Below are 14,005 nucleotides of genomic sequence, written 5' to 3' on the forward strand. Positions count from 1 at the left end.
ACCTCTTCGGCAACAGCCTCGGTCAGCTCGGCAGCGGGCTCCTCGGCCTCAACGGCCGGCTCCTCCACCTCGACAGCAACGGCCTCGACCTCAGCCGCAGGCTCCTCGGCGACAGCCTCGGTCACCGGCTCGGCCTCGACGGCCGGCTCCACGGCAACGACGGCCGGCTCCTCGACGACAACCTCAGCCACCGGGACGACCTCGACGACCTCTTCGGCAACAGCCTCGGTCAGCTCGGCAGCGGGCTCCTCGGCCTCAACGGCCGGCTCCTCCACCTCGACAGCAACGGCCTCGACCTCAGCGGCCGACTCCTCGGCGACAGCCTCGGTCACCGGCTCGGCCTCGACGGCCGGCTCCACGGCAACGACCTCCGCCACCGGCTCGACCTCGACGACCTCTTCGGCGACAGCAACGGTCACCGGCTCGGCCTCGGCGGGCTCCTCGGCAGCGACGGTCTCCACCGCCACCTCGTCGGTAGCCTCGTCAACCTCGGCGGCGGACTCGTCGGTGACGACGTCGGCCTCGGCGGCCGGTTCCTCGACGACGACCTCGGTCTCCGTGACCTCGGCCTCGACCTCGGCCGGAGTGGGCTCCTCGACCTCGACGGCCGGCTCGGTCTCCGCCACGGCGTCGACCGGATCGGCGGTCGCGGCGGCGACCAAGTCGTCGGCGGCCGGGGAGGGCGCAGGGAGGGAAACCACGGCAACCGGGGTCTCTTCCTCCGCCGACGCCTCCTCCGACGCCTCCTCCGCCACCGGCTCGACGTCAGCGGCGTCCTGCTCGACGCCCGAACCCGTCACCGCCTCGACCTCGGCGACCTCGGTCTCAGCCTCGGCGCCGGTCCCTGCCTCGGTCCCTGCCTCGGGCTCGGCCTCGACAACGGCCGCAGCCTCAACCTCGGCCTCGGCACCCGCCGCAACCTCGTCGGCTTCCTCGACCGGAGCCGACACCGGGACCTCCTCCACGAGGCCGTCTCGCTGTCCACCGGCCAGCGCCTGACGCGCAGCCGCTTCGGCCTCGGCGTCGGCCACGGCGGCGTCGTCCGCCTCCGTCGTCGGCTCCTCGACCGCGCTCTCCTCGGCGGCGGCCTGCTGCGCCAGCCCGTCCCGCTGCCCGCCGGCGAGTGCCTGGCGGGCAGCGTACGCGGCCTCGGCGGCGCGGCGGTCGGCCTTGGTGGCGGCGAGTTCGGCGAGCAGGTCGCCGAGGCCGGCCGCCTCCAGGCCGGCGCGCAGGCCCCGGATGGTGGGGAGGCGGTAGAGGGTGCCCTCGTCGGCGGCGAGCCGGTCGACCAGGTCGACGAGCTCGGTGAAGGGGAGCCCGTCCAGGTCGTGGTCGGGCAGCAGGCGGGCGAGGTCGCGCAGGCCGCTGTTGATCGCCTCGAAGGCCTGGGCGGTGCGGTCGACCAGGGCGCCGTCGGCGGGCGCGGTCGGGAGGGCGCCGGCCGGGGCGAGGGCGGCCCAGGCGCGGCGCTCGATCTCGGCGGAGGTGAGGGCCTCGTGCAGGTCCTCGCGGCGGATGCGGCGGTCGGTGGCGAGGGCGGTGGCCTGCTTGCGCAGCGAGCGGCCGCGCAGCCAGGAGAGCTTGACGCCGTTCTCGCGGCGCCAGGCGCTGTCGGCGGTGGCGGCGGCGAGGGCGCCGAGGTCGGCGTCGTAGGCGGCGCTGGTGAGGGTGGCGGAGGTGCGGCGCACCCGCTGGAGCATCTCGACCAGCAGCGCGGTCTTGGCGACGGTGTCCGGCTCGTCCAGCTTGGCCTCGGCAGCGAGGGCGGTGACGGCCTCCCAGGTCTGCTGGAGGTCGTGTCCGCGCAGTTCGGCGAGCGCGGTGGAGGCGGCGCGGGCGTCCTCCGGGGTGGCGACGGTGTCGACGGCCGCGTACCAGGCGTGGGTGTCGGCGGTGAGGGTGAAGGCCCCGAGTTCGGCGTAGCGGCCGAGGTCTTCGCGGAGGTCGGGCTCCGCGGCGGCGTCCTGGGAGTCCTTGACGTCTGCGGCGTCGGCGACGTCCGCCGGGTCGGCTGCGTCGGCGTTGCGCGAGTGAAGCACTGTCATGTGAGGTCCGGTTCTGGGCGACGACGGCGGGGCTGGCGGCGAGGGGGCGGCGGACCGGTTGCGCGGGGTGCCCCTGGGGCGGGGCGAGGGGGCGCGCGGTCGGCCTGCCGGTTGTGGAGGCCCAGAATACGGGTGCCCGTTCGAGCGTTGCACGCACCCACCGCCCCGACGGGTCGGTGTCGTCTGCCATACCGCCCACCTGGCCGCTACTCGGGTGACCCGCCCGGGTGGTCCGGCGCTGGTCCGGACGGGTGGCCGGGCCGCCGAACGGTGGACGGGCCGGGGCGCCGGCCGGGCTGCCGGGGCCGTTCCAGCGGGACTTCGCGGACGCTGCGGGGCGGTCGGCCCGGCGGTGGCCGGTACCCGGCCCGGCCGAGGGCGGGCAGGTCGACCGGCGCGAGGTACTCGTGCAACGCGGTGCGGTGCCACCACGCTCCGGTCTCCCGCAGTTCGCGCCAATCGGTGAACCGGTAGTGGTAGAGGGTCGCCCGGACGTGGGTCGGCGGAGCGTCCGGGAACGGGTTGTGGCGCAGCAGGCGCAGGGTCGCCGGGTCGCCGGCCAGGAGGCGGGCGACGAGGGGCAGGAACCAGGGGCGGGCGTAGCCGGGCGAGATGCCGGCGAACCACATCAGCCAGTCGAGCCGCAGGTGGTAGGGGGCGTACTGGCGGGGGAGCCGGTGGACGTCGCCGGGTTTGCCCTTGAAGCCGTACTCGCGCCAGACGGTCCGCGGGGTGAGGACCGCCTCGTCGGTGCCTTCGACGACGACCTCCTGGCGGAGGCGGTTGACGCTGCCGAAGGCGCCGTAGGTGTTGACGAGGTGGAGCCGGTTGAAGGAGCGGTTCATGACCTGGCCGCGGGAGATCATGTTCCGCACCGGCCAGTAGCTGAGGACGAGGACGGCGGCGGTCAGCGCGATCACCAGGGTCTCGTACCAGAGCGGGGCGTCGGGGTAGCCGCGGGCGTGGACGGGCAGGCCGAGGCGGGCGGGTTCGACGGCGGCGAGGGCCAGGGCGACGGTGAGCCAGTTGAGCCAGGCGAAGTTGCCGGAGGCGATCAGCCACAGCTGGGTGGCGACGACGGCGCAGGCGGCGTAGCTCGCGACCGGCTGCGGGAGCAGCAGGCAGACCGGTACGACGAGTTGGACGGCGTGGTTGGCCGCGGCCTCGATCCGGTGCAGCGGGTCGGGCAGGTGGTGGAAGAGCCAGCTGAGCGGTCCGGGCATGGGCTGGGTCTCGTGGTGGTAGCGCAGGCAGGTCAGGTCGCGCCAGCAGCTGTCGCCGCGCAGTTTGATCAGTCCGGCGCCGAACTCGACCCGGAACACCAGCCAGCGCATCAGCCACAGCACCAGGGTGGGCGGGGCGGTGTCGGCGTTGCCCAGGAAGGCGGCGAGGAAGCCGGCTTCGAGCAGCAGGGACTCCCAGCCGAAGGAGTACCAGGTCTGCCCGACGTTGACGATGGAGAGGTAGAGGACCCAGAGCACCGCCCAGAGCACGATCGAGGCCCACAGCGGGACGGCGTCACCGAGCCCGGCCGTGACGGCGGCGGCGAGGGCGGCCCCGCTCCGGGCGACGGCGGCGAAGAAGCGGTCGCTGTAGTGGAGGTGGAACAGGCCGGGCGACTGCCGGAACGGGACGCGGGCGGTGAAGCGCGGCACCGGGAGCATGCCGTCCGTGCCGATGAGTGCGCGGAACTGGGCGGCGGCGTTGAGGAATCCGATCAGGTACAGGGCGGCGAGCAGGCGTTGGACGAGCAGCCGGCTCAGCCAGTAGTCGGGGGCGGCGAACCAGTCCATGCGGCCCATGCCTACCACCGCCGCGCGGCGGGCGGGCCCGACCGGGACGCGGGCGGCGGACGGTTCACCCGCTCGGCCCGGCGAACTGCGCCGCACGGCCCGGACTGCCGTCGGACCACCGTTGGACTTCCGTCGGACTGCCGCCGGACCGCCGTCGAACGGAATCGGAACGGAACCGGCCCCGGACGGCAGCGTGGCGGGGAGCCTCTCCTCGGGGGTGAGAGGCGCCCCGCCACGGCGGTGAGCGGTACGGGTGGTGCGGCGATGCGGGTGATGCGAGTGGCGCCGGTGGCACCGGTGGAGCGGTAGTGCAGGCCGTACGAGCAATGCGGGTAATACGGATGATCCGGACGGAGCGGACGGAGCGGACGGAGCGGACGGACGGTACGGACGGTGAGGACGCGAACCCCGGTGCCGCACGCGGGCGGGCGGTCGGCGGTTCAGCCCGGCAGGACGAGGCCGGATCCGCCGGGGATGCCCGGGCGGCCGGTCGCGGTCGCGGTGCCGTTCTGCTGCAGCCGGTCGACCAGCAGGGCGGCCAGCGTGCCGAGTTCCTCCTCCGTGCGGGACTGGGCGGTGACGTCCATGCCGACGGTGAGGACACCGTTGACCTGGCCGGTGCGCGCGGTCCGCAGCGGGGTGCAGGTGAAGCTGAAGATCTGCTGGATGCGCTGGGCCTCGGGGCGGGTCGACTGCACCCGGACCTCGTTGAGGACGGTGGTGCGGCCGGTGCGGTAGGCCTCGGAGACGGCCTGCTGGAGGCCGGCCACGCCGAGTTGCGGGTAGGCCTGCCCGATCGCGCCGTACGCCACCGGGGCGCCGAAGGTGTCGGCGTGCTGGGCGTTGGCGTAGCGGATCTCCTGGCCGGGGCCGTCGGTGAGCATGATGGGGAACGGGGAGCCGTCGAAGGCGGCGAACATCTCCTGCTGCTGGGCGAGGAGGTTGTCGCGCAGCCGGATCTCGGAGAGCAGCGCCTCGGCGAGGTGCTGGATGTCGCGGAGCCGTTCGCGCCCCCACTGCCGGGGTTCCCGGTCGAGGACGCAGACGGTGCCGATGACGGTGTTGGTGTCGTCGACGAGCGGGGCGCCGAGGTAGGCCCGGACGCCGAGTTCGTCGACGACGGGGTTACCGGCGAACCGGGGGTAGGCCAGGATGTCGTCCAGCGCGAGGGGCGAGCGCTGGGCGACGACGTGCGGGCAGAAGCCGTGGCTCATCGGCATCTGACGGGTCGGGAGGTCGAAGGCGATGCCGCGGTCCGCCCACGAAGCTCCCTCTTCGGCCGCGACCTCGGCCGAGTTTGGCGGAATGTAGAGCCCCCGGAACATCTGGCGCTCGTCGTTGATGAAGTTGACCATCGCGATGGGAGCGCGGGTGATGCTCGCTGCCAGGTGCGCGAAGCGGTCGAAGGCCTCGTCCGCGGACGGTTCGTTGAGACCCAGGCTGCGCAGCCTGCGAGTCCGCTCGGACTCCCCGGCGGCACCCGGGAACTGGCCTTGAGTGCTCATCACATCAGTCATGGCGCACATGTAATCAGACATCCGGGCCCTTCGGTGCTACCGGTACCGGTCACCACCCTTGCTGATGAACAGTCAAAGCCGCATGTGAACGGCCGCTCAGCCGGATCGTGAGGAGGGGGAAGATCACTCCCCCGTCCGCACGGGAACGAAACCCGCGAGTAACAACGACGACCGGAATCCCGCCAATCCAAGATCAACTAGGTGTGAAGGGGGTGTTCACATATGACAATGAGCCCTGCCGAAGACACGGACGGTATTCCTCTCCCCCCGGGAAGCCGCGCCAGGGTCCGCATGCACCGATTGCAAGGGAGCGATCGGCCGTCACCCCCACCGATTCCCCGCGGGGCGGCCGGAGCGGCATCGACGGCATGAACGGAGGCACGACACCCACTGGAATGAGAGGACCAAGCATGGCTATGGACTACTTCACCGACGAGCGACACGAGAGCCTCCGGGCGGAGGTCCGAGAGTTCGCGGAGAAGGAGGTGCGTCCGCAGGTCGCCAGAATGGAGGCCGACCGCGAGGTCGAGTTCGAACTCTCGCGGGAGATCGCCCGCCGCGGCTGGATCGGCGTGACGATCCCCAAGGAGTTCGGCGGCCTGGGGCTGGGTCATCTCGCCAAGACCATCATCGTGGAGGAACTCGCCCGCGTCAGCGGCGCGATGGGCGCCATGGCACAGGCCTCCCAGCTCGGCGTCGCCAAGGTCATCCACTTCGGTTCCGACGCCCAGCGGCGCGAGTGGCTGCCGAAGTTCGCCTCGGGCGAGTCCCTGCCGACCATCGCGGTCACCGAGCCGGAGTCGGGGGGCCACGTGCTCGGCATGGCCGGCACCGCCCGCCGCGAGGGCGACGAGTACGTGCTGAACGGCCGCAAGTGGTTCGTCGGCAACTCCCACATCGGCGACGTGCACGGCGTGGTCTTCCGCACCGACAAGGGCAGTGGGGGGCTCTCCGCGTTCCTCGTCGAGAGCGACCGCCCCGGCTTCCGCACCGGCACCCTCGGCACCCAGGGCGGCCTGCACGGCTTCAGCTTCGGCGAGCTGATCTTCGAGGACTGCCGCATCCCGGTCGGCAACCGGCTGGGCGAGGAGGGCCAGGGCCTGGACGTCGCCTACTCCTCCTCCACCCTGTACGGCCGGCTGAACCTGGGCGCCGTCGCGCTCGGCATCCACGTCGCGATCGTCGAGGACGTCGTGCGCTACGCCGAGGAGCGGGTGCTGTACGGCAAGCCGCTCAACCAGCTGAACAGCGTCGCGCTGAAGCTGGGCGAGCTGCAGTCCAAGCTGATGACCGCCAAGCTGGCCGCGTACCACGCCTCGCACCTGCTCGACCACGGCAAGCCCTGCGACGCCGAGCTGATGAACGCCAAGCTCATCAACACCGAGTACGCGATGGACTCGGCGCGCAGCGCGATGGAGATCCTCGCCGCCCGCGGCACGCAGGAGGAGTTCAACATCATCCGCTACCTGCGCGACGCCACCCACATCTACGCCCCGGCCGGCACCTCGGACGTCCAGAAGCTGCGGCTCGGTCAGGTCGCCTCGGGCACCTACGGGAAGCAGTGGTCGGCCGAGCTGTCCGACCTGGCGAGCTGGGCGTGGACCGAGCTGAACCAGCTGGAGGCCGAGGGCCGCGACGAGCAGGACGGACAGGTGGTGCGGATACCGCTGGCGAGCTGACCACCGGCACCGGAGCGGGCCGAACGCCGGCGCCGGCACGGGCCGAACGCCGGCACCGGAGCGGGCTGACCGCCGACACCGCGCCGGTCGTCGGCTCCGGACCGGGCCGAACGCCGGTGTCCGCGGTCCGGGCGGGACCCGGCCGGACCGGACGGCGGCGATCCGTCGGCCCACGACCGCTTGACCTGTTCCTGACGGCTCTCCGGGAGGCGCACCCCGCCTCCCGGGGAGCCGTCCGCATGTCACGGTGAAGGCGCTGAGCTGCGGCGATCCGTCGGCGAACGCTTCGCCCCGCAGGGCCCGGCAGAGCCATCAGCCGTTCACATATCGTCAGTTGATGTTGCGATGAGGGCACCTGGGACTGATAGGTTTCCTGCCGTCGGCGGCCGTGGCTGTACTCCGCCCGGACGGTGACACCGCGTCACCCCGTCCGGCAACCCCGGCCTCGGCGCCCTGAAGCCCGCCCGGGCCGCACGGGCCGACCCGCCGTTAGGATCCGCGACCCGGCCTGCAACTCGGCCCTGCACCAAGGAATCAGATGCCAGGCATATCGGCCCCCCGCACGGGCCACCGCGCCGGCCGGTCCGGCTCCCTCCGCGGCTCGCTCCTCGCCCTCGTGCTGGTCCCCAGCCTGGGCCTCGCCGCGGCCTGGGGCTACGCCGCCTACCTGCTGCGCGACGCCGGGAACAGCACCGCGGTGCTGATCGGCACCGTCGTCGTCGCCCTCGTCCTGCTGTTCAGCCTGATCCGCGGCATCCGGGCCGCCCGGGCGCTGTCCGGCCGCCTGTCCGGACTGCGCGCCGACACCCTCGCGCTCGCCCAGAGCGAGATCCCCGAGGTGGTCGGACGGCTGCGCGCCGGCGAACCGGTGCCCACCCCGCCCGCCTGGGCCCCCTCCCGCCGGATCGGCGACGAGGTCCAGCAGACCGCCGACGGCCTCGCCGCCGTCCGCCAGGCCGCCGTCGCGGCCATCGTCCACCAGGCCCAGGGACGGGAGGGGACGAAGAAGGTCTTCCTCAACATCGCCCGCCGCACCCAGATCCTGATCCACCGACAGATCAGCATGCTGGACGCGCTGGAGCGCGAGCACGAGGAACCCGAGCTGCTGCGCGAGCTGTTCGCGGTCGACCACCTCGCCACCCGGATGCGGCGCAACGCCGAGAACCTCGTCATCCTGGGCGGCGCCCTGCCCGCCCGCCGCTGGCGCAACGCCGTGCCCATGGTCAACGTGCTGCGCAGCGCCGTCTCCGAGACCGAGAACTACGCCCGCGTCGTCGTCCAGGGCGTACCGCGCGCCTCGCTCAGCGGGCAGGCCGTCGCCGACGTCATCCACCTGGTCGCCGAGCTGATCGAGAACGGCACCACCTTCTCCCCGCCGTACACCCAGGTGCAGGTCTCCGCGCAGGAGGTGCCCAAGGGCCTGGCGGTCGAGGTCGAGGACCGCGGACTCGGCATGACCGAGGACGAGTACGAGCGGCTCAACGAGTACCTGGCCAACCCGCCGGAGCTGGACGTGTCGGCGCTCGGCGACGACCTGCGGCTCGGCCTGTTCGTCGTCGCGCGGCTGGCCGCCCGGCACGACATCCAGGTCACCCTGCGGCCCTCGCCGTACGGCGGCACCCGGGCCGTGGTGCTGGTGCCCTCGGCGCTGCTGGAGCAGGCCGAGCAGGCGGCCGCGGTGCCCGGGCTGCCCTCCGGGGCGCGGGTCACCCGCACCCCGGCGCCGGAGGCCCGGCCGACGGCGGAGGGCGACCCCGGCGCGGCCGACGAGGCGCTGTCGGGCGCGCTGGCCGGAGTGCTCAGCGGGCTGCTGGGCACCGGGCCGGGCGGCCGCGCCGCTCCGGAGGCCCCCGAGGGGAACGCTCCGGGAACGGCCGCCGGGCCCGTCGCGGGCCACGGCGGTGTGATCGCCGGCGACGGGGTGCTCCTCGACGGGGTGCTCCTCGACGGCGGCCTGCCGGAGGACGGCCCCCTCGACGGCGTGCTCCTCGACGGGGTGCTCCTCGACGGCGGCCTGCCGGAGGACGGCCCCGCGGGACCCGCCAACGGCGGACTGCCCGTCGGTGCCCAGATCCCCGGACTCCCCGGTGCCGTCGTCGTGCCCAGGCCCGTACTGCCGCGCCGGTACGACATCCCGGGCGACACCTCCGGCGACGGGACCGCGAACGCCCCGGGGAACGGGCCGACGGCCGGCAGCCACGGCGCGGACCTCCCGGCCGAGCCGGCCGCGGCACCCTTCGACGGGGTCCCCGCCGACCACTCCGCGCCGACCCACGAACGCCCGCAGGAGGACAACGTGGAGCACGGCCCGGACGGCGAGCTGCGCACCCCGCGGGTCCTGCCGCAGCGGGTCCGCAACGCCAGCCTCGCCGAGCAGCTCCGCGAGGCCCACTCGCCCGGCGCCCTGCCGCCGTCCTCCGTCGGCCGCCCCGGCCCAGCCGGGCCCACCGGCCCCGCCGCACCGCCCGCACCGCCCGCCCCGGCCGCGCCGCTCGCGCCCCGGTACGGCGGCGCCGAGGCCGACACCGAGGACACCTCCCCGCAGCGCTCCCGCGCCACCATGGCCGCCATCCAGCGCGGCACCCGGACCGCCCGCGCGGCCGCCACCGAACCGGGCGCCCCGGACCCCACCGCGCCCGCCGCCCCGCACACCCCGGCCGCACCTTCCGCCGCTCAGGAAGCCTCCGCCGCTCAGGAAGCCAAGGAACAGCAGTGATGACGCAGCACACCGAAACCCAGCGCGACCTCAACTGGCTGCTGGACCAGCTGGTCGCACGGGTACCCGAGACCCGGCACGCCATCGTCCTCTCCGAGGACGGCCTGCTGGTCGGCATGTCCCGGAACCTCGACCGGGCCGACGCCGAGCACCTGTCCGCCGTCGCCTCCGGCCTGCAGAGCCTGGCCCGCGGCGCCGGACACCGCTTCAACGGCGGGCGGGTCCGGCAGACCGTGGTGGAGATGGACCAGCTGTTCCTGTTCGTCACCACCGCCGGGCAGGGCGCCCGGCTGGCCGTCCTGACCAGCGAGCAGGTGGACGCCGGACTGATGGCCTACGAGATCAACATGCTGGTCAAGCAGGTCGGCCAGTACCTCACCGCGGCGCCGCGCAGCGATGCCGGCCAGGTCGGCGCGGGTGGCGGTGCGTGACCACCGCCGACGCCGACGAGGGCTGGTTCTACGACAAGGACGCCGGCCACCTGGTCCGTCCTTACGCGATCACCAACGGGCGCACCGGCCCGGTCCGTGACGGCTTCGCGCTGATCACCCTGGTGGTCACCGCCGACCCGCGCGCCGACACCAGCCGGCTCACGCCCGAACCGGCCGCGATCATCGACCTGTGCCGCGAACGCCCGCTGGCCGTGGCCGAGATCGCGGCCACCCTCGACCTGCCGGTCAGCGTGGTCAAGGTGCTGCTGGACGACCTGGCCGAGGCCCGGCTGATCCTCACCCGCGCCCCGGTCCAGCTCGCCGAGGCACCTGACATCTCGCTGATCCAGGCCGTGATCGAGGGCGTCCGCCGGCTCTGACGGACAGGCGTCCCCGTCGCGGTCGCACCGCGTCCGGCGGGGCGCCGCCCCGTCGGCGCCCCGGTCGCACCCCTTGCCCCCGTTCTCCCCGTTCCCTTCCAGGAGACCCGAATTGACGACCCAGAGCCTGGTGCCGGGCGCGGTCAAGATCCTCGTCGCCGGCGGCTTCGGCGTCGGGAAGACCACCATGGTCGGCTCGGTCAGCGAGATCGAACCGCTGCAGACCGAGGAACGGATGACCCGCGCCAGCATCGGGGTCGACAGCCTCGAAGGCGTCCAGGACAAGTCCACCACCACGGTGGCCATGGACTTCGGCCGGATCACCGTCCGCGAGGACCTGGTGCTCTACCTCTTCGGCACGCCGGGGCAGTTCCGCTTCTGGTTCATGTGGGACGACCTCGCGCTCGGCGCCCTCGGGGCGATCATCCTCGCCGACACCCGGCGGCTCGAATCCAGCTTCGCCGCCGTGGACTTCTTCGAGCAGCGCGGCATCCCGTTCGCGATCGGCGTCAACTGCTTCCACGGGCGCCGCGAGGCCAGCCCCCAGGAGGTCCGCCGCGCCCTGGACCTCGGGCCGGAGGTCCCGGTCGTGCTCTGCGACGTCCGGGAACGGTCGTCCAGCAAGGACCTGTTGCTCGCCCTGCTCGACCGGGTGCACCAGGAGGCCCTCGCCGCCGGGCGGCGGTGAGGGCCCGCTCCCGGTCGGGCGGTGTGGGCGGGGCGGGATGACCTTCCGGGCCGGCCCGGCCCGGTGGCACGGACGGCCCTGCGGGACGGCCCTCCCCACCGGGTTCAGGCGTGGCCCCGAATGCAGCTCCCGGGCGTGGGCCTCAGGTACGGGTCTCAGGCGTGGGCCTCAGGTACGGGTCTCAGGTGCGGGTCTCAGGCGTGGGCCGGGTGGAGCTCGGCGAGCGAGCCGACCAGCGGGGCCAGTTCCGGGACCTCGGTGGCCTGCGCCAGCGTCGCCTCCAGGGCGGCGTCGTGCACCGGCCGGGCGGCCGCCAGCAGGTCACGGCCCTCCTGCGTCAGCTCGGTGTAGATACCGCGCCGGTCGTCCGCGCAGAGGTAGCGGCTCAGCAGGCCCCGGTCCTCCAGGCGGCTCACCAGCCGGGTGGTCGCGCTGCTGCTCAGCGCCGCCGCGCGGGCCAGCTGCTGCATCCGCATGTGCCAGCCGTCCTGGCGGGAGAGCGCTTCCAGCACCGTGTACTCGACCACCGAGAGCCTGCACTCGGCCTGCAGCGCCTTCTCCAGCGCGGTGTCGATCATCCCGTGCAGCGCGGCGAGCGTGCGCCAGCCACGGGCCCGGATCTCGGCCGCGTCGTCCCGGATCCCCATGGCGCGCCGTCCTTTCCGCTGCACCGCGTGTTCGGTGCCTCCCTCGTCCCAAGTATGCCAGTAGGCGCGGATTACCGGTCCCTGCAAACAGTTCCGCGGCCCACGGTTCACCCCTCCCCGGTCCAGGCCGACGAGCAGAGCGCCGAGGCCAGTTCCTCGGTGTACCAGGCGGCCGCCAGCCAGGCGGTGGCGTAGGCGTCGTGGTCGTCCGCGACGATCCGGCCGAACACGTCCCGTCGGCGGTTCGCCGCGGCCGCCCGCAGACCGTCCAGGAGTTCGGCGGCGGTGGCCAACCCGGCGGCGCGCAGCAGGCCCCGGTCGGCCGCCGCCGTGGCCTCGCTCGGGGCGAGGGCGTTCCGGCCGGTGGTGACCGTCTGCTCCACCCGGCGGCCGAGCACGTGCACGGGCGGGCCGTACGGCGCCGGGGGTTCCGGCCGCTCCGGGGGCGTACCGGCGACCCCCTCGGGGGGCGTGGGGCCGGCGGGCCCGAGGTCCGTGGACCCGAGGTCCGCGGTCCGAAGGTCGGCGGTCCGAAGGTCGGCGGTCTGCAGGCGTTCGAGACCGAGGTTGACCCGGCCCGCGCGGTCGGCGGGCAGCGCCAGCGGGTCCGGCGTCTGCACGTCGGGCGCCTGCGGGGGCGTGCCGATCGCCAGCAGGCGCAGCTCCGGGCGGTCCGCGCGCTCCAGACGGCCGACCACCCGCAGCCGTAGACCGGGCGCGGTGGCGAGCAGCGCGAGGTTCGCCCGGAACGGCAGGTCGGGGTGCTCGTGCGCCGCACGCAGGGCGAGCACCGGGCCGCCCTCCGTGCAGCGCGCCCGCAGTTGCGGCACTCCGCCCGGGCCGGTGGGGGCCGTGCCCAGCAGCGTGACGTCGAGGAACAACAGGTCGCTCCCGGCCGGGCGGCTCTCGTACGGCAGGTCCTGCACGGCGAGCGCCCGTGCCACCTGGGCGGCCACCGGTTCGGACCATAGCCGGGCCGCCGGCTCCGCCGTCCACGCCGCACCCGCGGCACGCACGGCGCGGACGGCGGCGCCGGCGCCCAGCCGCCCGGTGGCGGAGCGGGTCGCGCCCTGGACCACCAGCCCGGCCCGGCTGAACTCCCGGTGGCTGAGCGCGGTGTCGCCCAGCCGGACCGTCCGGTTGCCGGCCCCGACCGCCTGCGGGACGGCGGCCGCCGCGTCGTCGTGCGGCATGACCTCGGCGATCGTGCTCAGCCGCCCGTCGGCGTCCACCGCCCAGCTGACCGCGCCCGCGTGGGTCGCCGTCAGCACCGGCTCGGCGAACAGCCCGTGGAGCCGCAGGCCGCCCTCCTCCCGGTAGGCCTGCCGCGCGGTGCCGCGCAGCTCGGCGACCGGGCCGGTGCCGGCCGTCAGGGCCGTGGTGAGGCCCAGCAGTTCGCGCAGGCCGGCCACCAGGTCGGCCAGCCGGTGGTCGGGGGCGCCGGACCGGGCGGCCCGGACCCGGGTCACGACGGCGACGGCCGCCGCGGCCGGGCGGTACAGGCCCGCGACCCGGGCCCGGTGGGCGGCGCGCAGGAGCTCGGCCTGGGAGACGGCGCCCGCACCGCTCACCCCGGCGGCGAGGACGGCGGCCGCGGCCCGGTGCAGGTGCCGGGCGGCCTCCAGTTCGGCGGCGGTGAGGGAGGCGGGCGCGGCCGGCCCGGCCGCCTCCCGGGCTGCCCCGGTGTCCGCCGCGCCGGCCGCTCCGGTCGGCGCGCTCGGCCCCGCCTCCCCGGTCGGCTCCGTCGGCCCTGGCGACCCTGGCGACCCTGCCGGCTCTTGCGGCCCTGGCGGCTCCGTCGGCTCCGGTGCCTCGGCGAGCGGGCAGAGGGTGACGGCCGCGGCCCGGTGCACGCAGGCCGGGGCGAGCAGGCAGCCGCAGCGGACGTCCGCCTGCTCGGCGACCGTCCCGCCCGGGGCGTGCAGGACGAGCACCGTCTCCTCGTCCACCTCCACCCGCCACTCGTCGCCCTCCCGCACCACCGGACGCTCCGCCAGCTTCGCCGCCGCACCGTCCAGCCGCTTCTGCAGCCGGGCGCTCAGCCCGGCCACCACCTCCGCGACCACCTCCGGCCGCACACCGGGCCAGTCGTTCGTCCGATCGGTCACG

At 74.5% G+C, this 14,005-nt stretch carries 9 protein-coding genes and 1 pseudogene; 5 read left to right on the forward strand and 5 right to left on the reverse strand.

The window, feature by feature from the left end; all coding sequences use genetic code 11:
- The 3 genes and pseudogenes from ACFV04_RS07140 to ACFV04_RS07150 all read right to left on the reverse strand — a co-directional run.
- Window positions 1-2,045, reverse strand: a pseudogene (locus tag ACFV04_RS07140) (hypothetical protein); the annotation flags it as partial.
- Between the two features lie 206 nt (window positions 2,046-2,251).
- Window positions 2,252-3,838, reverse strand: coding sequence for a lipase maturation factor family protein (locus tag ACFV04_RS07145; protein ID WP_380527481.1), 1,587 nt, complete (start codon window positions 3,836-3,838; stop codon window positions 2,252-2,254).
- 440 nt (window positions 3,839-4,278) lie between these two features.
- Window positions 4,279-5,355, reverse strand: coding sequence for a GAF domain-containing protein (locus ACFV04_RS07150; RefSeq protein WP_360251193.1), 1,077 nt, complete (start codon window positions 5,353-5,355; stop codon window positions 4,279-4,281).
- A 410-nt stretch (window positions 5,356-5,765) separates the two neighbouring features.
- On the opposite strand from ACFV04_RS07150, the gene ACFV04_RS07155 reads away from it, so the two are divergent.
- The 5 genes from ACFV04_RS07155 (at window position 5,766) to ACFV04_RS07175 (ending at window position 11,249) form a co-directional block, all read left to right on the forward strand.
- Window positions 5,766-7,034: an acyl-CoA dehydrogenase family protein gene (locus ACFV04_RS07155; protein ID WP_380336652.1), complete on the forward strand. Its 1,269-nt coding sequence runs from the start codon at window positions 5,766-5,768 to the stop codon at window positions 7,032-7,034.
- A 538-nt stretch (window positions 7,035-7,572) separates the two neighbouring features.
- Window positions 7,573-9,750, forward strand: a complete 2,178-nt coding sequence (locus tag ACFV04_RS07160; protein ID WP_380527361.1) for an ATP-binding protein — start codon at window positions 7,573-7,575, stop codon at window positions 9,748-9,750.
- The gene (locus ACFV04_RS07165; RefSeq protein WP_360251186.1) at window positions 9,750-10,181 is read left to right on the forward strand and encodes a roadblock/LC7 domain-containing protein; all 432 of its coding nucleotides are present in this window, start codon (window positions 9,750-9,752) and stop codon (window positions 10,179-10,181) included. Before ACFV04_RS07160 ends, ACFV04_RS07165 begins: the two co-directional genes overlap by 1 nt.
- The gene (locus ACFV04_RS07170; protein ID WP_360251183.1) at window positions 10,178-10,561 is read left to right on the forward strand and encodes a DUF742 domain-containing protein; all 384 of its coding nucleotides are present in this window, start codon (window positions 10,178-10,180) and stop codon (window positions 10,559-10,561) included. Before ACFV04_RS07165 ends, ACFV04_RS07170 begins: the two co-directional genes overlap by 4 nt.
- Before the next feature lie 112 nt (window positions 10,562-10,673).
- Complete coding sequence (locus ACFV04_RS07175) at window positions 10,674-11,249, forward strand: ATP/GTP-binding protein (protein WP_380336646.1); 576 nt, start codon at window positions 10,674-10,676, stop codon at window positions 11,247-11,249.
- A gap of 194 nt (window positions 11,250-11,443) precedes the next feature.
- Here ACFV04_RS07175 and ACFV04_RS07180 read toward each other — a convergent pair whose 3' ends face one another.
- Window positions 11,444-11,896 carry a MarR family winged helix-turn-helix transcriptional regulator gene (locus ACFV04_RS07180; RefSeq protein ID WP_380336643.1) on the reverse strand — a complete coding sequence of 151 codons (453 nt, stop codon included), beginning with the start codon at window positions 11,894-11,896 and terminating at the stop codon, window positions 11,444-11,446.
- 107 nt (window positions 11,897-12,003) lie between these two features.
- A complete protein-coding gene (locus tag ACFV04_RS07185; protein WP_380527364.1) occupies window positions 12,004-14,004 on the reverse strand; it encodes a hypothetical protein in 2,001 nt (666 codons plus the stop codon).
- Between the last annotated feature and the right edge of the window lies 1 nt (window position 14,005).

Source organism: Kitasatospora sp. NPDC059599, assembly GCF_042735125.1.
In the GTDB taxonomy this organism is placed as follows: domain Bacteria; phylum Actinomycetota; class Actinomycetes; order Streptomycetales; family Streptomycetaceae; genus Kitasatospora.

Excerpts from the sequence above, each read along its gene's own strand:
- ACFV04_RS07145 (WP_380527481.1), bottom strand. The coding sequence starts at position 3,838 with ATGGACTGGTTCGCCGCCCCCGACTACTGGCTGAGCCGGCTGCTCGTC.
- ACFV04_RS07150 (WP_360251193.1), bottom strand. The coding sequence starts at position 5,355 with ATGACTGATGTGATGAGCACTCAAGGCCAGTTCCCGGGTGCCGCCGGG.
- ACFV04_RS07155 (WP_380336652.1), top strand. The coding sequence starts at position 5,766 with ATGGCTATGGACTACTTCACCGACGAGCGACACGAGAGCCTCCGGGCG.
- ACFV04_RS07160 (WP_380527361.1), top strand. The coding sequence starts at position 7,573 with ATGCCAGGCATATCGGCCCCCCGCACGGGCCACCGCGCCGGCCGGTCC.
- ACFV04_RS07165 (WP_360251186.1), top strand. The coding sequence starts at position 9,750 with ATGACGCAGCACACCGAAACCCAGCGCGACCTCAACTGGCTGCTGGAC.
- ACFV04_RS07180 (WP_380336643.1), bottom strand. The coding sequence starts at position 11,896 with ATGGGGATCCGGGACGACGCGGCCGAGATCCGGGCCCGTGGCTGGCGC.